20 protein-coding genes are annotated in these 17,585 nt (G+C 66.6%); all 20 read right to left on the reverse strand.

The features are described from left to right. The 20 genes from DWG20_RS09245 to DWG20_RS09340 all read right to left on the reverse strand — a co-directional run bounded on the left by DWG20_RS09245 (position 1) and on the right by DWG20_RS09340 (position 17,502). Complete coding sequence (locus DWG20_RS09245; RefSeq protein WP_115433544.1) at positions 1 to 591, reverse strand: YmfQ family protein; 591 nt, start codon at positions 589 to 591, stop codon at positions 1 to 3. Further along, positions 582 to 1,640, reverse strand: a complete 1,059-nt coding sequence (locus DWG20_RS09250; protein ID WP_115433545.1) for a baseplate J/gp47 family protein — start codon at positions 1,638 to 1,640, stop codon at positions 582 to 584. The genes DWG20_RS09245 and DWG20_RS09250 overlap by 10 nt, the downstream gene beginning before the upstream one ends. Next, complete coding sequence (locus tag DWG20_RS09255) at positions 1,630 to 2,046, reverse strand: phage GP46 family protein (protein WP_115433546.1); 417 nt, start codon at positions 2,044 to 2,046, stop codon at positions 1,630 to 1,632. The genes DWG20_RS09250 and DWG20_RS09255 overlap by 11 nt, the downstream gene beginning before the upstream one ends. After that, positions 2,046 to 2,603 carry a phage baseplate assembly protein V gene (locus DWG20_RS09260; protein ID WP_115433547.1) on the reverse strand — a complete coding sequence of 186 codons (558 nt, stop codon included), beginning with the start codon at positions 2,601 to 2,603 and terminating at the stop codon, positions 2,046 to 2,048. The genes DWG20_RS09255 and DWG20_RS09260 overlap by 1 nt, the downstream gene beginning before the upstream one ends. After that, positions 2,590 to 3,729, reverse strand: coding sequence for a phage baseplate assembly protein (locus DWG20_RS09265; RefSeq protein ID WP_115433548.1), 1,140 nt, complete (start codon positions 3,727 to 3,729; stop codon positions 2,590 to 2,592). The genes DWG20_RS09260 and DWG20_RS09265 overlap by 14 nt, the downstream gene beginning before the upstream one ends. Before the next feature lie 7 nt (positions 3,730 to 3,736). Next, entirely contained in the window at positions 3,737 to 4,987 is a 1,251-nt protein-coding gene (locus DWG20_RS09270) for a DNA circularization protein (protein WP_115433549.1), read from the reverse strand. A gap of 86 nt (positions 4,988 to 5,073) precedes the next feature. Then, positions 5,074 to 6,855, reverse strand: a complete 1,782-nt coding sequence (locus DWG20_RS09275) for a tape measure protein (RefSeq protein ID WP_115433550.1) — start codon at positions 6,853 to 6,855, stop codon at positions 5,074 to 5,076. 121 nt (positions 6,856 to 6,976) lie between these two features. After that, positions 6,977 to 7,264 carry a phage tail assembly protein gene (locus tag DWG20_RS09280; RefSeq protein ID WP_115433551.1) on the reverse strand — a complete coding sequence of 96 codons (288 nt, stop codon included), beginning with the start codon at positions 7,262 to 7,264 and terminating at the stop codon, positions 6,977 to 6,979. A 45-nt stretch (positions 7,265 to 7,309) separates the two neighbouring features. Further along, positions 7,310 to 7,681, reverse strand: coding sequence for a phage tail tube protein (locus DWG20_RS09285; protein WP_115433552.1), 372 nt, complete (start codon positions 7,679 to 7,681; stop codon positions 7,310 to 7,312). Between the two features lie 49 nt (positions 7,682 to 7,730). Next, positions 7,731 to 9,200 (reverse strand): phage tail sheath subtilisin-like domain-containing protein, encoded by a 1,470-nt coding sequence (locus DWG20_RS09290; RefSeq protein WP_115433553.1) that lies wholly within the window; start codon positions 9,198 to 9,200, stop codon positions 7,731 to 7,733. Further along, positions 9,197 to 9,382, reverse strand: a complete 186-nt coding sequence (locus tag DWG20_RS09295; protein ID WP_115433554.1) for a DUF2635 domain-containing protein — start codon at positions 9,380 to 9,382, stop codon at positions 9,197 to 9,199. The genes DWG20_RS09290 and DWG20_RS09295 overlap by 4 nt, the downstream gene beginning before the upstream one ends. Then, positions 9,379 to 9,948, reverse strand: a complete 570-nt coding sequence (locus DWG20_RS09300; protein ID WP_115433555.1) for a hypothetical protein — start codon at positions 9,946 to 9,948, stop codon at positions 9,379 to 9,381. Before DWG20_RS09300 ends, DWG20_RS09295 begins: the two co-directional genes overlap by 4 nt. Then, positions 9,945 to 10,226 (reverse strand): head-tail joining protein, encoded by a 282-nt coding sequence (locus DWG20_RS09305; protein ID WP_115433556.1) that lies wholly within the window; start codon positions 10,224 to 10,226, stop codon positions 9,945 to 9,947. The genes DWG20_RS09300 and DWG20_RS09305 overlap by 4 nt, the downstream gene beginning before the upstream one ends. Next, complete coding sequence (locus DWG20_RS09310) at positions 10,226 to 10,462, reverse strand: hypothetical protein (protein WP_147289941.1); 237 nt, start codon at positions 10,460 to 10,462, stop codon at positions 10,226 to 10,228. Before DWG20_RS09310 ends, DWG20_RS09305 begins: the two co-directional genes overlap by 1 nt. Before the next feature lie 68 nt (positions 10,463 to 10,530). Further along, the gene (locus DWG20_RS09315) at positions 10,531 to 12,414 is read right to left on the reverse strand and encodes a phage major capsid protein (protein WP_115433558.1); all 1,884 of its coding nucleotides are present in this window, start codon (positions 12,412 to 12,414) and stop codon (positions 10,531 to 10,533) included. Continuing rightward, on the reverse strand, positions 12,398 to 13,858 hold the full coding sequence (locus DWG20_RS09320; protein ID WP_115433559.1) for a phage portal protein: 1,461 nt from the start codon (positions 13,856 to 13,858) through the stop codon (positions 12,398 to 12,400). The genes DWG20_RS09315 and DWG20_RS09320 overlap by 17 nt, the downstream gene beginning before the upstream one ends. Further along, a complete protein-coding gene (locus DWG20_RS09325; RefSeq protein WP_115433560.1) occupies positions 13,858 to 14,103 on the reverse strand; it encodes a hypothetical protein in 246 nt (81 codons plus the stop codon). Before DWG20_RS09325 ends, DWG20_RS09320 begins: the two co-directional genes overlap by 1 nt. 18 nt (positions 14,104 to 14,121) lie before the next feature. After that, positions 14,122 to 16,092, reverse strand: coding sequence for a phage terminase large subunit family protein (locus tag DWG20_RS09330; RefSeq protein ID WP_181880884.1), 1,971 nt, complete (start codon positions 16,090 to 16,092; stop codon positions 14,122 to 14,124). Further along, a complete protein-coding gene (locus tag DWG20_RS09335) occupies positions 16,079 to 16,609 on the reverse strand; it encodes a terminase small subunit (protein ID WP_115433562.1) in 531 nt (176 codons plus the stop codon). The genes DWG20_RS09330 and DWG20_RS09335 overlap by 14 nt, the downstream gene beginning before the upstream one ends. A gap of 83 nt (positions 16,610 to 16,692) precedes the next feature. Continuing rightward, positions 16,693 to 17,502 carry a hypothetical protein gene (locus DWG20_RS09340; protein ID WP_220271945.1) on the reverse strand — a complete coding sequence of 270 codons (810 nt, stop codon included), beginning with the start codon at positions 17,500 to 17,502 and terminating at the stop codon, positions 16,693 to 16,695. Positions 17,503 to 17,585 lie beyond the last annotated feature (83 nt).

Raw genomic sequence — 17,585 nt, forward strand, 5'->3', positions numbered from 1 at the left:
TTACTCCTGGTAAGCAAATTGCACGATGGTGTGAGCCGGCTTGAGCCGGTTGATCACGCATTCGATGGTGGCATCGCCCCACTCGGCGAGGGCTTCGTCGCCGGCACTCTCGGCGGTCATGTAGCGCACGTTGCTCGCAGCTGGCAGGTTGAGCCGCCAGACAAAGCGCCACGGATCGGGGTCGAGCGAGTCGTCACAAGCACTCTGGCAGTGGAACGGCCTGAACTCGGTGACGGTCGCGCCCGGGTAACCGAGCGCGGCGGCGATGCCGATGAAGTAGGCGCGACTCTGGCCGCCGACCCCGGTGAGCCGAGACAGCAGCGCCCCGCGCCGGGCGGCCATGCTGCCGCCGGGCACCGTGCACTCGTCAGGCAGGCCGGCGACGCGCTCCCAGTCGGCCAGCATTTCATAGGTGGTTCGCGGGTCGGATTCGGCGAGCAGTTCGTCGCCACGGGCATCGATTAGGGCGAATTCGATCGCTAGACCGGCTAGCAGCCGAGCGAGCGCGCTGTCCGGCTCGCGCGGCCAGGCGGCGCCGACCGGCAGCAGGTCGGCGAGCTGGCGCGCGTAGTCCTGTTCGGTCAGAGCCATGTGATTCCCCCGAAGGTCGGCAGCTCGTACGGCTGGTGGGTGACGTTGGCCGAAGGCGCGACCAGCACGTGGTCGGTTTCGCCGGCGGCCAGGCTGATCGCCTCGCGGATATGCGACAGCAGCAGCGTCACACCCGGCTCGCCCTCGCGCCGGTGCAGGTCGCGCAAGCCGGCTTCGACCGCCGCCTTCACGGCGGCCGTCGCCGGCGTGAGCTGGATCTGGTAGGCGGTCGGCTTGGCGATCGGCGCCACCGCAGACACCTCGGCCGTGACCGGACGGCGCTCGTCGATATAGGCCTGCACCACGGCGACCTCGGCAGCATCGGGAATCGGCGACGCGTCATCGTCGCGCACGAACAGCACCACCACCGTGCCGACACCAAGGTGATTGGGCAGGCACCAGGCGCGGGTAACGCCCGACACCTCGAGCGCCCAGCGCACGTAGTCGCTTTTCGATCCGCCTTGCGGCGGGTTGCGGATCCGTTCCAGCACCCGGGCGCGCAGTTCGCCGTCGCTCTCGGCGTCCGCGCCGCCGACGACACCCTCGCCAGCAGCGGTGACGGCACTGTCGACGCCGAGCACCGGCGAAACCAGCGACAGGGTACTGCCGGCAGCCAGGTTGCCGGTGGCGCCTGCTGCCAGTGCGGTGACGCTGACGGTGGCGCTGCCGCCGGCGCCGATCGTGGCGTCGAGGTCGGTCAGGTACTGCACACCGTCGGCGCGCTGCAGCAGCGTACCCGCCGGCGCCGTACTGCCGGCTGCGCCGGTGAAGGCGACCGTGCCGATGGCGAAGCCGGCCGGCTTGCGGCCGCTTTGCAGCCAGATCGAGGCGTGCCGTTCAAGCCAGTCGGCATCGGCCGTGTCCGGCAGGAACTGGCGGGACAGCCAATCGAGGTGCGCATGCAGCAGGTGCGAGGCGCCGGCCAGCGCGGTGGCAAGCACACGGTCTGGCGAGCCAGGCAGCGGCATCGGCGTGCGCGCGGTGCGGCTGGCGATGTCCTGGCCGACGCGCTCGATCAGGCGCGGGAGCGTGGGGCGGTCAAACGGCATGGCGTGTCCATAGATGCTGGTAACGGGTCACCGACCCGTCGGGTTGAGTAATGGCGGTGGCAATGGCAAGCCGCCCGTCGTCCTGCCACTCGGTGGCGACGTCGACGCGCAGCGCGATGCCGCGACCAACCATCCAGGCGAGTGCTTCGGCCGCGTAGTCCCGCGCGCGCAGCGCGACTTCGGCCGTGACCTTCTCGCGTGACAGCAACCACAGCCGTGAGCCGAGTGGCGCGTCGGCAAAGCTGTCACCCCACCAGCCTCGCTTGTCTCCATCCTGACCGGGCAGAGGATCGGCATCGAGCGCGCGACGATCGGTGAACAGCGACAGAATCACCGCCGACTCGAGCCAGTCGGTGCCGTCGAGCGTCAGGTCGGCGCCGGACTGATTCCATTCGAGCGCGATCATCACGAGCCCCCGGCTTTCTGCGTCGGCGGCTGGCTTTCGCCGCCTGTGACGTTGTTTTCCTTGTGGGTATGGCCGTCGTAGACCTCGCGCATCGCCGCCATGCTCTTGCCGCCGGACCCGGCCTTGTCGGTGATGTCCTGATCGGCGCGAATCTGGCCGGTGGTTTCGACCAGCGGCGTCTCGAAGCGGACCTTTTCGCTCGCCTTGACCACGAACTTCTGCGTCACCAGTTCGGCGCGGTCGTGGTAGAGCACCAGCTTGTGGCCGCTGCTGTTGTACTGGGCGCTCTCGCCGGGCGCGAGGTCGGTCACCCGGTGGCGGCGGTCTTCCACCGCCACCACCACCGGGTGGTCGCGGCCGCCGCCGACGAACAGGCAGATACCCTCGGCTCCGGGCAACGGTACGGCGGTGAAGCCGAACTGCTGGAAGCGCTCGACCCGGTCGTGCGTTTCGCCGTCGAAGGCGGTGATCTGCAGCGACTGGCACTTGGCCTTGTCGCTGACCGCCGCGAGAATGCAGCGGCCGATCATCAGCTTGAGCTTTTCACTTACGGACATAGTTGCCGTCCTTGTCCTTGGTCAGTTCCCAGGCGTCGGCCGCCGCATTGCCGCCGTCACCCTTCTTGTCCTTTTTGGTCTGCTTGCCCTTGCGATCCTTCTTGCCGTCGAGCTTGGCGTCGGGCTCGGGCAAGAAGGCCTCCGCGCGCATCAGGTCGAGCTTGGTCACCTCGCCACTGTCGTCGAGCGTGTAGCCGACCGCCGAGATCAGCAGCTCGCCGGTCACGCCGACCGGCGCGGCCTCGACCCGTACCCGCTGGTTGATGTCCCACAGCGTGCCGTCCTGCTGTCGCCAGCCGGCCACCACGCACGACACCTTGGTCGAGCGCGCGGCGCGCACCTGGCGCTCCCAGTCGGCCTGACGCTTCGCCATCGCCGGCGTCACCTGGCCGTCGGCCACCTTGATGAACGGGCGATAGCGCTTGATGCCGGGGTCGTAGACGTTGGCCTCGACCGCCGCCGTCGCGGCGCCGTAGTCGGCGTCGCTGCCGGCACGCTGCCCCTTGACCACGTACTCGCTGAAGCGCTCGCTGTAGTCGTAGCTGGCGCGCGCATCCTTGAGGTTGCCGCCCAGCACCAGGGGCGTGCTCGCCGACGCTTTGCCGGCATGGGTCAGCACCAGTGCGCCGCGCGCCTGGATCGGCAGTACGCCGCGGAACTTGCACGCGCGCTCGATCGCCTTGAACGCGGTCTCGCCCGGCTCGAGCTTGAACACCGGGATCGGCACGCCGGGCGCGGTTTCCAGCACCACCGGCACGCCGAACGGCTTGGCGAGGATGGTCGCGAGCTGGTCGACGGTCAGGTTCCGCCACTCGGCGGGCTTGTGCACCGCGGCACAGTCGACCAGGTCGCCAGTCTTGTCGCGGCCGGACACGCGGATGCTGTGGCTGGATTCGCTGACCGAGGGCTCGGCGGTGTCGACATAGCCGGCGATCACCGTCACGCCGTGGATCCGTAGCTCGCACTCGTCGCCCGGGCGGATCGGCCAGCTCACCGCCTGACCGCCCCAGCGCTCGGTCAGCGAAATGTCGAACTGCCCGGCGATGGTCTCGATCGAGCGGGTGACGCTGACCGAGGTCCAGCCGCCGTAGAGCATCCCGCCCACCAGCAATTGAATGTCTGCCATGTATGCCTCAGTCCGTCAGGACGCGTAGCGCCGCGCTCGGCATGAAGCCGGGGTAAGGCGTGGGGTTGTGGCGCACCAGCTCGTCGGCGCGCCGCGCGTCGCCGTGGATGGCGTAGGCCAGCGTCAGCGCCGGCAGGCTGCGTACCGGCCGGTATTCGGCCAACCGCGGCAGGTCGGACTCGGCGTCCGGCAGCGCCTGGTAGAGCGCCACCCGCAAGTCGGTCAGCGCGAGGTAGACCGCGTCCGGCGCGGTCGGCAGCAGCTCGTCGATCCAGCCGCCGAGCTCGTCGCGCTGGCCGATCGCCTGGTCGACGCTCTCGAACAGCCCGCCGCTGTCCGGGTTGAGCGGCAGCGCGCTCGCGCCGCCCTGCGCCGTGGGCCGCGCCACCGCGGTGGCTGCCGCGGCCGAGATCGCCGCCTGCTCGAACAGCGCCCCCACGGCCTGCGTGTTGAGCGCCGCCTGCCGCTGCGCCGGCGTCTGTGTGCTGCTGACCGCCGGCGGCGGCTGCCGCTGCACCGAGGTCCGCGCGAAACGGCTCTTCAGCGCGGCGATGCCATCGAGCGGATTCCTGAACGAGCCGGTCAGGCTGGTAAACATGCCGATCACCTGGCCGGCCAACTGGTCGGGCACCGACAGCAGCGTCTCGAGCGAGCCGGTCAGCTGCCTGATGCCGAGTGCGAACCTGGCGACCTCCTTGATCGGCAGCAGATTGCCGACGTCGGCCAGCCGGTTGATCTGCCCGGCCAGATCGGCCAGCGCGTCGGCGCGCGCCCAGTCGGGCCAGCCATCGACACTGAACCGGTCGGCGAAGCTGCCCTCGGTGGCTGCGTCAAGCTTGTCGGCGCTGTCCAGCAGGCTGGCTGCCGCATCTTCCTTGGCCTCGGGAAACTGGCTCTTGCCCGCCTCGACGAAGGTCAGATCGAAGCGCGCCATGCCGCCGTCGAACGAGCTTTCGGATAAACGCATCGCGGTGCACACCGCCTGCATTGCGCCCAGGTAGGGGTGCACCAGCTCGGCGGCGCCGGGCTGGTTGCAGGCCTCGCGCAGCCTGTCGCGCGCGTCCATGTAGTCGGCACCCAGCACGTAGGCCGCCACGCTGTAAGTGCCGGCCTTCTTGCCCAGGTCTTCGACGTAGGGCTCGTCGCGCAGCGGGTACTCGTGCACCTCGACGCGCCGGCCCTCTTCGGCGTCGTGCGACTCGATGAAGAACGGCACGCCACGGAACGAGGCGGGCCGCAGCTTGTCGCGCCAGCTCATGTAGGACTCCTAAAACGCAGTTTCCGGAAAGCTAAAATGCAAACCGCCCGCATGAGGCGGGCGGCAAGGTTGGCCGAATGGCAGCGTCAGGAACTGGTCGGGGAATAGTAGCCCTGCTGCACCGTCAGTTTGACGCCGTCGTTTTTCACCGGCACGGCCTTCGCGCCAGACGGCATGTTCTCGAACACGACCTTGACTGCGGCATCCTTGGTGACTACCTGGCTGCCTCCGCCAGCCGGCAAGGCGCTCGGGCGCGCCGGCGGGGCGGCGGACTGCCGTGTCGGGACACCGTAACGCCCGGCAGAAGGTCCGCCATCCGACGAGGAAATCGCATTGCCGATGGCACTCGCGGCGTCCCGCATCCAGGACAGCTTGTCGGCGATCCAGTCGAACACCTGGCCGACATAGGCTTTCAGCGGCTCGAGCGCCTGAATCATCCAGCCCAGCGGCGTGAAGTTGAGGAAGGCAAACTTCAGCAGCTCGAAGCCTGCGGCGAACACTCCCTTGATCCAGTCCCACGCCGCCTGCAGGTAGGGCGACAAGGGCGCAATCGCCTGGATCATCCAGCCGAGCGGGGTGAAGTTCAGGAACAGCGTCTTGAGCGCATCGAAGGTGGCGCCCCAGTCGCCACGGAACACGCCGAGCAGGTCGCCCACCCAGGACACGACTTTGTCCCAGTTCATGTAGAGCGCGACCGCAGCAGCGGCGATCGCAGCAAGCGCGGCGACCGCCCAGCCGACTGGCGTGGCGTACAGCGCCACGCCGAGGGACCACACCGCACCAGTGAGGCTGACTAGCGCCATCAGCAGCGGCCCGGCAAGCACCGCGCCGACGGCGATCATCAGGTTCTTCCAGCCGCCGAGCATGTCCTTGAGCTCGACCACGAATTCGGCAAACTGCTGACCGGCTTCCCAGATGCCGACGAAGGCTTCCTTCATCCGCGTCCCGACGTCTTCGGCCCAAGCCTGCAACGTGCCGTTGGCCGCCATCGTGTCGACCTTGGCGAGGAAGCCCTGCAGCTTGTCCTTGAGCCAGTCGAAGACGCCGGCCTTCATCACCATCATCTGGAAGCGGGCCCATTGATCCTTGAGGTTGGACACCATGCCGGACCAGGTTTTCGACATGCGGTCCATGGCCCCGCTGTACTTCTCGTTCCAGATGCTGTTGAGCGTTTCTCGGATCTGGTCGCGGTTCTCGGATCCGGCCTTGGCTTTGCGTTGTTTCCCGTTCTTGTCGGTGTACTCATAGACGAACGACTTGCCGACCTTGCTCGCCTTGATGCCGAACTCCTTGAGGCGTTCGTTTTCGCCTGTCACGGCATCGGCGATCGCCTCGACGGCTTGCATCACCGGCTTGCTCATCGCCGCAGCGGTATCGCCCAAGGTCCTGAGCTGGTCGCCCTTGATCGGGTCGATCCCATAGGCCCTGAGCTTCACAAATGAGTCGGTCACCTCGGCGAGTTCATAAGGCGTTTTTGCCGCGAAGTCGCTGACCCAGTCCATGGACTTGGCCGCCTTGGCTTGGGTGCCCTCTAGTGTTTCGAGGACCGACTCGAAACGCTCAAACTCCGACGCCGTATTGACCATCCCACCGACTATCCCGCCAGCGACTACAGCTGCCACGCCTCCAGCAGCGGCATAGCGACCCAGCACGCCGACCGTATCGCCGACAGCGTCCTTTACTCTCCCAACCGATTCGGCGACTCGGCCAAGGCCCATCTCCTTGCCGAGCTCTTTCAGCCCCTTGGCGGCACGGCTGATGTAGGCGTTCGCCTTGAGACCGGCGAAGGCCTTGTTGATGTCACGCAGCCTGGCCGTCGCCTTGTCGACGACGCCGACCTCGATCTGCGCGCGTGCTTGTGCAGTCATGACTGACTCTCTTTCAACTTTTCACTGAGCGATAGAGCGCGGTCATGCCAGAACTCGAGCAGGTCGAGGGGCATGTCGAGCACGGTCGGCGCCAGCGCCGGGAACCAGTGGCACACCTCTTCTACGAGGCGTTCCCAGTCGTCCGGCCAGGCGCGGAAAAACCCATGATGATGGCGCCCACCTGGGTGAGGTCGGACTGGCTCATCTCGGCCAGCGCCGGGCGCGAATGGCCGGTGATGCGGCTCGCCACGGTGAGCACGGTGTCGACGTCGAACACGAGGTTGCCGCCCAGGTCGATTTCCATCTTGCAGCCGCGCCAGTCGCCGGCAACCGGCTTGCGTAGTTTCAGCTCGGTGATCGGTTCGCCCTTGCCGAAGGCGATCGGCTCTTCCAGTTCGTAGACTTCCACGGTGGTCTCCCTTGAATGAGAAACGCCGCCCGAAGGCGGCGCGGTTTACTTGATTTCCTGCCCCTGCTGCCGGCTTTCCCAGCGCACCGGCAGGTTGCCTTCGTCGGTGTTGCCGGTGCCCTCGGCGGCGTACCACGCCTCGGCCAGGCTGATCACCTTGCCGTTGGCGAGTTCGAGCGTGACGGTGACGCCCTCGCCGGTGACCAGCTTGTCGAGGTCGAGGCCGCGGTTGTCGGTGATCTCGCCCTCGATGAAGGCGACCTGCGGCGTTTCCTTGTAGCCGTGCACGCTGTCGGCGCCGACGATCGCCTCGCGCTTGGGGCGGCCGAGGTTGTAGGTGAAGTTGCCCTTGGCGTCGTACTGCACGCCGTCCTGTTTGACGTAGATGATGCCGCCGCGGCGGTCTTGCTTTGCCATCTGGCTGTCCTTTCAGTGCCTCGCCCGGCGCGGTGGCCGGGCGGCGCGGTTAGCGGATGAACATCACCTTGTTGGCGATCACCATCAGCTGGTTGACGAGGTCCGGCACCATCAGGATGTCGAGGCGGTCCGGGTCGGCGCTGTTGCGTTCCGCGAAGGTGTCGTCGCGGAACTGCTCGAGGTTTTCCACCAGCGCCGCGTCCTGCCACACTTGGAAGCGAGCGACGGCTTCGGCCTTGAGGCCGAGCGGCGTCAGGATCGGCTGACCGGCGCCGAACTTGTTGCCGTCGTCGCCCACTTTGTGGCGCGGGTACTTGCGCGTGATGTAGCTGCGCCAGTCGTAGCGCAGGAAACCCAGCGTCAACGGGATGTTGATGTTGAGGTAGCTGGGGTCCTCGCCGCCGAACGCGTTGACCTGGTAGGTGGTGATCAGGCGCTCGATCACGACGTTGCCGCCGGCGTCGACCATCAGTGTCGACACGCCGTCGAACAGGTGCAGGTTGCGTTCGGCGCGCGTCAGGCGGTCCTTCTCGGCCGGCGCCAGGATGTCCTTGAGCACTAGCGTGGTGAACGGCCGCGCCGGGTCGATCGCGGCGTAGAACGCCACGTTGGCCGCGACCGCCGCCGCGACTTCCATCGGCTGGTTTGGAAACTTCGGCGCACCGGCAAGGCAGAGGAACGGGCTGTTGCGGCTGTTGCCGATCGTGTTGATCGCTGCGTGCGTGCCGGCCGCGGCGACGAACACCATACCCTCGATCTGGCGCAGCGGGCCCCAACGATCGGCGAGCTCGGTTTCCAGCGCGGCGAGGCTGGCCGCATCGGTGTACGGCATCAGGATCACGTGGTACTGGATGTCGCCGAGCGCCGCGAGCGCACTGGTCAGCACCGGGTTGGCCGTGCCGTTGGCGAACGGGACGATTACCACGGTGACGCCGGCCGGCAGCGCCTCTTCGGTGGCGCGGTAGTTGACACGCACGTCGCAGTCGTTGCCGACGAGGCCCTTGTTGCGGGCCGTCAGCGTTACGACCGCGCCGACGGCGCCAGCGGTCACCGTCAGGCCGGTCGCGGCATTGATTGCCGCCGCGGCCTTGGTGGCGATCGCGCTGGCCGTGTCGTTCAGCGCCACGGCCACGCGCACCAGTTGGCCGCCGATATACAGCGACAGCGTGCCGGCCGCTGTAGCGGTGCCGGTAATGGTGATCGTGGCGGTGGCCGCCACGGCCGCGCCGTCATCGTTGAGCGCGATCAGCCAGGTTTCGGCCGTGTCGTTGTTGGCAAACCACTTCTTCGCCATGGCGTCGAGCTGTGAGCCGGCGCCGGCCAGCGCCGCCACCTGGGCGGCATTGGTCACCGGCGTGGGCACGTTGGCCGCCACCGTGCCGGCGGCGAGCTTCTGGCCGATCAGCAGCGTGCGATACGGCATCTGCGCCAGGCCTCTCACCGCGTTGCTGTTGTCGAACTCGGTGTAGCTGCCCGGCGTGCGCAGGTTCTTGGGGATGTTGTTGAAGCCGATGGTCATTTCGCGGCCCCTTTCTTGGCGGGTTCGGCCTGTTCGGCGATCACCACGTCGCCGTCATTGAGGCGGCGCTGCCAGTGGCTGTTGAGTTCGACTTCGACGCCGTCGTCCGGCAAGGGCGACAGCGTCACGGGGTCGAGGACCCGCAAGCCCGGCGAGGCGGGCTTGAGGACGACGGTGGTCATGGGGTTGGCTCCGGGTTGAGTGGGATGTGGTCGGTAGCGTCGATGCGACCGTCTTTCGGTGCGAGGTCCCAACGGGTATCGGCCGCGCTGATCTCTTGCGGGGAGGTGGCCTCGCTGTTGAGATCGGCCCGGCCGACGTAGTCGCTCGGGCTCTCGTACCAGACGCCGCGCCAGCTCTGGCGATACACGGCGATTTGCCGCTCGCCGGCGCCGAAGACCTCGGTCGCGAGATCGGCCGGCAACAGGTCGTCGGCCAGCTCGCCGTCGAGCGTGGGGCTGGCGTAGACCAGCTGCTCGACCTGCCGCAACAGGGTCTCGGCCTGCTCGTCGGCGGCGTCACAGGCGGCGACACAGATCTCGGTGAAGATGTCCGCGTTGTGCCGCACGGTGAGTGGCGCTTCGTTGACCTTCTCCGAGCGGCGGCCATCGGTGTAGACCAGCACGCAGGGCAGGCGCGCGTCGTGCAGCGGGTAGAAGCGCGTGCCGTAAACGCGCACGCCTGCGGCGGTGCGACCACGCAGCAGCGCGATCAGCGCGGCGCGCACGTCGGTGAGCTGGTGCGTCATCGCAGCCTCCGCAGTTGCAGCACGGTCAGCCCGGAGCCGTCCGGCTCGACGTTGATCACCTCGTACTCGACACCGCGCACGGTGACGGGCATGTCGTGGGCGTCGGCCGGGAGATCGGCGGTCTTGACGTACAGCACCGGGTTCCGGCTTTCGAACTCGACGCCCAAGAGGCTGGCCGCCTGGTGGCCGTTGTCGAAGATGGCCTTGAGCGGGCCGACTCCGAGGCTGACCGTCTCACCAAAGTCGGCGAAGAACGGGGTCAGGTCCTCGGTGAACATCAGGCGACACCGGCGTCAGGATCGGTGGCGGGGTCGGCAGGGGGCTCGCCGCTGTCATCGGCGGGAGCGGTGCCGTCGGCAGGCTTGGCCGGCGTTTTCTTGGCCTTGGCTGGCGCGGATTCCGCCCAGCCGGCGCCGACCATCTTGTCCGCGAGCTCTTCCGGCAGATCCACGTCGGAGCCTTCCGGGTGCGCTTCGCCGTTGATCATCAAGGCGCGTAAGAGACGAATCTTCATGGGGTGACTCCCAAAAGCAGACAGCCCGCTTCGAAAGCGGGCTGTCAGGGTTGGCCGAGGGCTGCGGATCAGGCGGTCAGGGCGTCGACCATGGCGGCGAACGACTCGGCGTGGCGTACGCTGAAGTCCGCGCTCTGGAAGGCGGTGACGCGCACCGCGCCGGTGGTGCTGTTGCTGTACGGATCCACCAAGATGTCCAGGCCGCCCCACAGGCCCATGATCAGGTCAGCAAAGTTGCCGTAGACGATGCCCGAGCACACGCCGTTGGCGGTGCCCTTGGTCAGGTTGCTCGGCACCTGGTTGGAGACCTCGATCTGGCTGCCCAGCGCGTCCCACACGCTGGTGCCATTGGTGCCGGAGAATTGCTGGGTTTTCTTCAACTTGCCGCGCACCTTGGTGTTGGTGAGGTAGCGCATGGCGCCGGCGTCGGCGTTGACGCTGGCCACTGCGCTTTCCAGGTCCACCAGATGGTCCCAGGTCGGCGCGGCGCCGTTGGTACCGCCGATGACCGCGCCGATGCCGGCGGTGTTCAGGATGCCGCGCGGCTGGTTGGCGGCGCCGCTGCCGTTGATGCCGGCCAAGTCGAGGCCCAGCGCCATCGAGCGCTGGATATCCATCTGGATGAAGGCCTCGATGTCGAGCGAGCTCTGCGTCAGCAGCAGGCGCGACACCTCGGTGAACGCGGCGATGGTTTTCGGGGTCAGCGCGACCTGGTCGAACGACGCGGCCGATTCGGTCGGCGCACCGTTTTCGGCCACCCAGTAGCAGGCCACGCCACCGGTCTGGCGCGGGATGGCGACGTTGCCGCTCAGGCCGGTCAAGCGGGTGATGCCCATATTGGTCAACGCCATACGATTGACCAGCAGGTCGATGAAGCTGCCGGTTTCCAGCTCGGTGGCAACGAGGTTGCCACCGGCGGTCGGGGTACCGACTACCAGGTCGCGCTTGAGCATGGGGCGCATCAGCTGGCGCATCACCACTTCATGCGGGATGGTGGCGGCGGCGCCCTTGCCCTTAGCGATCTGGCTGCGCTTGGCCGCTGCGGCGCGGCACGCTTCCATTTCGAACGCGGCCTCGGATGCCATGGTCGGGTCGGCAAGACCGGCGATCAGGCGACGGAAGGAAAAGCGTTCGGCTTCCTGGTTGGTCAGGCCTACCGACGGGTCTTCGTCGGCGCGCACCACGCCCGAGCCTTGGCGCTTGGACAGGTCGTCCAGCACGCCGGCGCGGAATTCGTTGACGGAAGTACCGGCGGCAACCGCGCGGGCTCCGGCATCGGCCATGCCGAACTGGGTGGCGATGGCGTTGATTTCGGCGATACGGCTGCGCTCGGCGGCGAGGATGTCGGATTCGTTCACTTGCACGGTCATTGTGCGGGTCTCCACGATGGATTGAGGTTCGTTGCTTGCGGGGGCGGCGGTCCTGTCTGCTTCCGACTCGGGCGCGGGCGGCGCGGCCGGGGCAAAGTCGTCAGCCGAGCGGCCGACTCCCACCGTGTCGTCGGCAGGGACAGACACGATGGAGATTTCATACGGTTCCCAGTCGGTGATGCGATAGGTTTCCGTGTCGTCTTTCTTGCTCTCGAGCTGATAACCGTGGATCTGGTAGCCGACCGACACCTTGCCCCGGATGCCGTCCTGTACGTCCTGCCAGATCTCTTCGGCACGCTCGCTCTTGCCGAAGCGCACCGTGGCGCGGCCGACGCCGTCGACTAACCGGACGTTTTCCACAACGCCGACCTGGTCGCGGGTGTTGTGATCCATCAGCAGCGGGGCGCGGTTGCCCAGCCGCCCCAAGCGCACGGCATCGGTCGAATGATCGAGAATCTCGATCCCCCACCAGCGCTCGTACGGCTCTTCGCTGGAAAACGACAGCTCGATGGTGCGGGCGTCGGTGTCCAGCTGCTCGGCGCGCACCTCAAAGTTCCGGTACGCCTTATTCGTCCTTGGCATCGTTCCCCCCTGATGCGGAAACGCCCGCTTTCGCGGGCGTGTTCATCTGTTTAATCCTGGCCAGTAGTGGTCCCCATTCGTCCAGGTCGCGCTCGAAGCGGCGGCGGAAATCCTGCGGGTCGACACCCATGCCGGTCAGCACGTCGGTCCACGTCGACAGGCCGTTTTCGATGGCCAGCACGGAAGCCTGCATGTCCTTGAGGGGATCCACCCAGGCCCAGCGACGGCCCTGCCAGCGGGCGTTGTCGAACTTGGCCAGCTTGGCCATCGGCAGGTTGAGTTGCCCGGACAGCATCGCCAGCGGCAGCCATTCGCTGTAGAGCGGCGACAGCACCGCGTCGATCAACCAGCTCTGCAGCGCCATCCATTCGTCGCGCTCCTCGAGCAGGCCGGCGCGGATGCTGGAGTAGTTGACGCCTTCCAGGTCACTGGCGAGGCCGTTGTACGACACCCCCAGCCCGGCCGAGATACCTCGCAGGCAGCTTTTGACGAACTGGCCGTACAGCGCGTGCGGGTAGTCCGGGTCGAAGCTCTTGAAGTCCCAACCGGCCGGCAGCGCCTCGAAGGTGCCGGGCTCGGCGTCGGTGATCAGGTTGCCGGCCGTGTCCGCCGTACCGATGCCGTGCCCGTCCGGCGCGTCTTCACTCTGGGTAAAGAAACCCATCTTGGCCGCGCCGACACGGGCGGCGGTGACGGCGGCTTCCTCGTAGCCGGCAAGCATGTTCAGCCGTAGCATGCCGGTGGTCATCCACGGCACGCCGCGCTGCTGGCCGATTTCCAGCGGCAGGAATACATGCCAGATTTCGTCGGCTGGGATGCGCTTGTGCAGGGGGCCGTAGCTGGAGGGCTGGCGCAGGTGATAGGCCTGCGCCGCGCCCCACTCATCGACCTCGACGCCCATCACGATGCGCTTCTGCTCGGACAGTTGGCTGTTGAGCGCTTCGTCCAGCAGGCTCGGATCGATCAGCTGCAGCTGGTAGCCAAACGGGCCGCGGCCCTTGACGCGGCGGATCAGCACCTCGCCGTCGCGTGCCAGCGTTTCCACCAGCACGCGACACAGCGTCAGGAAGCTGTGCTGGCCGGTGACTTCGCAGCTGCCGCGCTTGGCCCAGCGCCAGAACGCGGCCTCGATATAGTTACTGTCCTGTTCGTCGATCGTGCCGTCGGGCCTGGGCGCCTGGACCTGCAGGCCGAAGCCTTCCGGGCCGACGATGTTGCGCACCGCCATGCGGACGAAGCTACGGGCGTAGTCATTGTTGCGCGCCAGATCGCGCGAGCGCGCCCGCAGTGCCTTGAGGCCGCGCTGCAGGTCCTGGTTGACCGTGGTCGGCGAGGCCGACCAGCTGGCGGTCAGGCGCGAGGCCTGCGCAGCCGAAAAGCCGCGCTTGTGCACTTCGGGCGGCGGCGTGGGCTTGCTGCCGAAGAGTCGTTTTATCCAGTTCATCAGAAGCTCACCCTCACGCGCTGGTTCGGCCGGAAGCCTTCAGCTGCCTCCAGTCGGGCCACTTCACGCTGCCAGAAGCTCACTTGCTGCAGCAGGTCGGCGCTGTCGCGGTAGGTCATGACGCGGTCCTTGATGCGGTACTCCTTGACCACCGCGTTGCCGCCGGCGAGGTAGGCCTTCTGGGCGGCACGAACGGCCGCCAAACAGTCGCGGGCATGGGTCAGATCTGCTGACGGTACGGGCATGGCGGTTTCTCCTGGTCATCACCACCGGTTGGTAAAGCCACCGCGTCGGGGCTGGACGCGCGGCTTCTGCGGGGCATGAAAATCCCCGCGCTCGGCGGGGTGGGTTTCGGGTTGGTCCGGCGGGGCCGCCGGGGTGGTCGGCGGCGGCGCGGCGAACAGGTCGTGGTTCGGGGGCTGGACGACCGCCTCCAGTTTTTCCCACATCTTGTCGGTGTAGCGGTGCAGGTCCAGCATCTGCGCGGCAAACATGGCGTAGATGGTGCAGTCCAGCGCCTCGTTGCGCTTGCCGTTGGGTTTGACCCAGCGGTACTGGTCGCCGCTCTGCGTCTTGGCCAGCACGCGGTATTCGGCTGTCAGCTGCTCGTAGAACCCGTCCGGCAAGTCGCGGCTGAAGTGCATCGCGCCGGGGCCGGCGTCGGCGATCTGCAGGCGGCCGTGTAGCAGGTCCTTTGCGGTATCCGTGCCGACCAGCCACAGCTTGACGCCACGTTTGACCACCTTGCCGCGCCAGTTGACGTCTTGTGCCGAGCTGCGCCCCTTGATCGGCTTGCCCTGTTGCGAGTCGCCCTTGACCGCGTAGATCTTGCGGCGCACGCGCTGGCGGCAGAAGTTGTACGCCTGGTGGGTGAAGTGGCCGCCGGTGTCCACCGCGGACGCCTCGATGTTCAGCACGTTGCCGCTGACGTGACGGAAGCCAGTCTGCAGGTAGCTGTCGAGCTTGTCCCACTCGGTTTCGTCGGCCGGGTTGGCGTGGATCTGCATGTAGTCCACCGCCCAGGTTTCCTCGCCACGCCCGACCGCCCACACGACCACTTCGAAGCGGTCGTGCTGCACGTCGACACCGGCGACTAGCACCAGGCCGCCCATCGGCACGGTGCGCAGCGGGTAGTTTTCGGCCCGCGATGCCAGCGCCTGCGAGTCGGTCTTTTCGACGTCCTCTTCCCAGGTCTCGCCCAGCGTGGTGTTGACGAAGGTCTTGAGCTTGGAGTTGTCGCCGGTCTTGGCCTTTTCCGCCGCCGCCATGAATTCGCGCACGATGCCTGCCCAGCTGGCTTGCGGACTGTACGCGGTCCAGACATGGAAGGCGACGTGTTCGGGCGTCTCGACAGGATTGCCCACCGGACCGAAGAAGCACAGGCCGTCTTCGGTCCAGTTGCCACATTCGCCAATCCAGCGGTTGGTGCGCCACACGGTGAGGTAATCGGCCTGGGTAAACAGCGCGCCGCATTCGCTGCACACGTGCGCGACCGTTTCCGGGTTGTTGTCCACCCACTTGAAGCCGTAACGCTTGTCCTTGCCGCCCCACTGCAGCGGGATCCACTCGTTGCAGTGCGGGCAGCGGATGTGAAACTTCAGCCGGATGGCGGCCAGCGCCACCCGGTCTTCGATGTTGGAAAACCCCTTCAGCTTGGGGGTGGTGCCGATCACCATCTTGGGGAAAGTCGCGCCCTCGGTGCGCTTCTTCGCTAGGGTGAACGGGTCGCCTTCTTTTTCGACGTCGCGGTCGAATGCGTCGGCCTCGTCGAGGAAGCCGGTGTCGATCGAGATGCGGCGGTAGTTCTTGGCGGCCTTACCGCCTTTGGTGAACAGGATGCTGTCGACGAACTTTTTCTGCTTGAGCGTATTGCTCTTGTGCCGCGCCAAGTACTGCGGAAAAACTGACCGCATGATGGTCACGTCGCGCAGCATCGGCTCGAGCTCGGTTTTGACGAAGTCGTCGCTGTCGTCGTCGGTCGGCTGCCAGATCGCCTGGTTGCGGCGCTTGTGTTCGGCGAAGTAACCCATCGCCGCCAGGATCATCTTGGTGTAACCCACGCGGGCGGACTTGATGAAGTCGACCTCGCGAATTTCGTCGTTGCTGATGGCGTTCATCAGCGCCACCTGGAACGGGTAGGCCTCCCATTTCTGTTCCACGTATGACGATTCCGCCGACAGGTAGAAGTGCTTCTCGGCCCATTCCGACAGCGTCAGCGGATCAGGCGCCCCCATCGGGGTCAGGCCCCGCTGAATGGCCCTCAGAATCTCGCTCCTGTCCATCGAGTTCGTCCCAGTTGAATTCCACCGACGCAGCCAGATTGCGCGCTGTGATGATTTCCCGTGTGATGAAGTCCAGATCCTTGGTGCTGATCGTGTCCGAATTACGCTTGAGGTTGACCGGGATCGCCTCAAGCACGCCGGCCACCTGCCGCGCCACACCGGCCAGCGCGATTTCCAGTACCCACACCGGCGCCAGCTCGCGCCGCAGGCGGGCGTTGAGCATGGCAACCTTGTCGGCCTGCTCTTTCGCCAGTCGCGCACGCTCCTGGACAAGGTCGAGGTCACCGCTGGACGCGCGGCCGGCGGCCTGCTCGCGGATATGCGCGCAGTACGATAGCAGCCAGTCGGACAGGTAGGCCCCTTGGGCCAGAATGCCCCTGGAAATCAGGTCGCTGACTGCCGGCTGGCTGATACCGACCAGCTGGCCGAACTCAGCCTGATAGCCTTGTCTGGAAAGGCTTGCAGACATATAACCCCCTAGGAAAAACCTCGTGACTAGATAGCGATCGAGGATCGAATTACCCTTGGCTGGAGACCCTGGGGAGGACCCGCTCACCCCCGGGCCGAGGCGAGGGCATCGGCCAGGGCCTGGTCGAAGTTCGCCGTGAACCGCTCGCGTACCGTGCGACCTGCCACCTCGAAGAACTTGAAGCGGCGGCTGTAGCCCGGCGACTTCACGAAGATCACCACCGGCTTGGCGCCGCCCCCTTGAAGGTGGGCGACCCTCGCCGCATCAGCGCCGGAATAGGCGGTCTTCTTGTAGATGCCCGGCGGCAACTTCCCATGCCGCTCGCGCAGCACGAAATACTGGAAGCCCCGCACACCCTTCTTAGCGTTTCCCTTGGCGAGGCTGCCGCGGCGTCGATCGGTCATGTTGGCCTTGTAGCCCTGTTCGCCGAACGCGCGCAGGTACGACAGGATTTGCACGATCTGCCCGCGGCTCATGTTGCCGTAGGCATCCTTCTGCGCCGCCGACCCCGGCACGGCGAACATGCCGCGAGGCATCACACCGGCCTGTTGTAAGGCACGCTCGAAGCGCTTGGTCTTCCGCCCGCCCCCCTGGATTTCAGCGGCTAGGTATTTGTCGGCGGGCGTTCCCTTGCCGGCGTCGTACTTCAGCCAGACCCACGCACGCAGGTCGCGCTTGGTCGCCGGTTTCACATACAGCGAGTTCAAGGTGTACTTCGTCGGGCGGTCGAAGGCGCGCTGCATTTCGGCAATCTCTGCCCGCTTCACGTCTTGCGCGGTAAGGGTCAGCGCGCGCGCCATGGCGAATGGCAGCTGGCGCTTTTCCAGATCGGACAGCATCCGCTCGACCTGGTCGAGCTTGTTGCGCACCGTGATCTTGAAACCGTCGGCCATCGTCACCTCCAGAAATGGGTGCGCCGCCCGAAGGCGGCGCGGCGGGCCAAGGGAGAAAAGCCCGCGGGGGAGAAAGCAAAAAA

Source organism: Crenobacter cavernae, assembly GCF_003355495.1.
Lineage (GTDB): Bacteria > Pseudomonadota > Gammaproteobacteria > Burkholderiales > Chromobacteriaceae > Crenobacter > Crenobacter cavernae.

Bases quoted from the DNA above. Each gene is read 5' to 3' on its own strand.
- DWG20_RS09320 (WP_115433559.1), bottom strand. From the start codon at position 13,858: ATGAACTGGATAAAACGACTCTTCGGCAGCAAGCCCACGCCGCCGCCC.
- DWG20_RS09290 (WP_115433553.1), bottom strand. From the start codon at position 9,200: ATGACCATCGGCTTCAACAACATCCCCAAGAACCTGCGCACGCCGGGC.
- DWG20_RS09260 (WP_115433547.1), bottom strand. From the start codon at position 2,603: ATGTCCGTAAGTGAAAAGCTCAAGCTGATGATCGGCCGCTGCATTCTC.
- DWG20_RS09300 (WP_115433555.1), bottom strand. From the start codon at position 9,948: ATGACGCACCAGCTCACCGACGTGCGCGCCGCGCTGATCGCGCTGCTG.
- DWG20_RS09310 (WP_147289941.1), bottom strand. From the start codon at position 10,462: ATGAAGATTCGTCTCTTACGCGCCTTGATGATCAACGGCGAAGCGCAC.
- DWG20_RS09270 (WP_115433549.1), bottom strand. From the start codon at position 4,987: ATGAGCTGGCGCGACAAGCTGCGGCCCGCCTCGTTCCGTGGCGTGCCG.
- DWG20_RS09330 (WP_181880884.1), bottom strand. From the start codon at position 16,092: ATGGGGGCGCCTGATCCGCTGACGCTGTCGGAATGGGCCGAGAAGCAC.
- DWG20_RS09305 (WP_115433556.1), bottom strand. From the start codon at position 10,226: ATGTTCACCGAGGACCTGACCCCGTTCTTCGCCGACTTTGGTGAGACG.
- DWG20_RS09315 (WP_115433558.1), bottom strand. From the start codon at position 12,414: ATGCCAAGGACGAATAAGGCGTACCGGAACTTTGAGGTGCGCGCCGAG.
- DWG20_RS09295 (WP_115433554.1), bottom strand. From the start codon at position 9,382: ATGACCACCGTCGTCCTCAAGCCCGCCTCGCCGGGCTTGCGGGTCCTC.
- DWG20_RS09335 (WP_115433562.1), bottom strand. From the start codon at position 16,609: ATGTCTGCAAGCCTTTCCAGACAAGGCTATCAGGCTGAGTTCGGCCAG.
- DWG20_RS09265 (WP_115433548.1), bottom strand. From the start codon at position 3,729: ATGGCAGACATTCAATTGCTGGTGGGCGGGATGCTCTACGGCGGCTGG.
- DWG20_RS09340 (WP_220271945.1), bottom strand. From the start codon at position 17,502: ATGGCCGACGGTTTCAAGATCACGGTGCGCAACAAGCTCGACCAGGTC.
- DWG20_RS09275 (WP_115433550.1), bottom strand. From the start codon at position 6,855: ATGACTGCACAAGCACGCGCGCAGATCGAGGTCGGCGTCGTCGACAAG.
- DWG20_RS09245 (WP_115433544.1), bottom strand. From the start codon at position 591: ATGGCTCTGACCGAACAGGACTACGCGCGCCAGCTCGCCGACCTGCTG.
- DWG20_RS09250 (WP_115433545.1), bottom strand. From the start codon at position 1,640: ATGCCGTTTGACCGCCCCACGCTCCCGCGCCTGATCGAGCGCGTCGGC.
- DWG20_RS09255 (WP_115433546.1), bottom strand. From the start codon at position 2,046: ATGATCGCGCTCGAATGGAATCAGTCCGGCGCCGACCTGACGCTCGAC.
- DWG20_RS09285 (WP_115433552.1), bottom strand. From the start codon at position 7,681: ATGGCAAAGCAAGACCGCCGCGGCGGCATCATCTACGTCAAACAGGAC.
- DWG20_RS09325 (WP_115433560.1), bottom strand. From the start codon at position 14,103: ATGCCCGTACCGTCAGCAGATCTGACCCATGCCCGCGACTGTTTGGCG.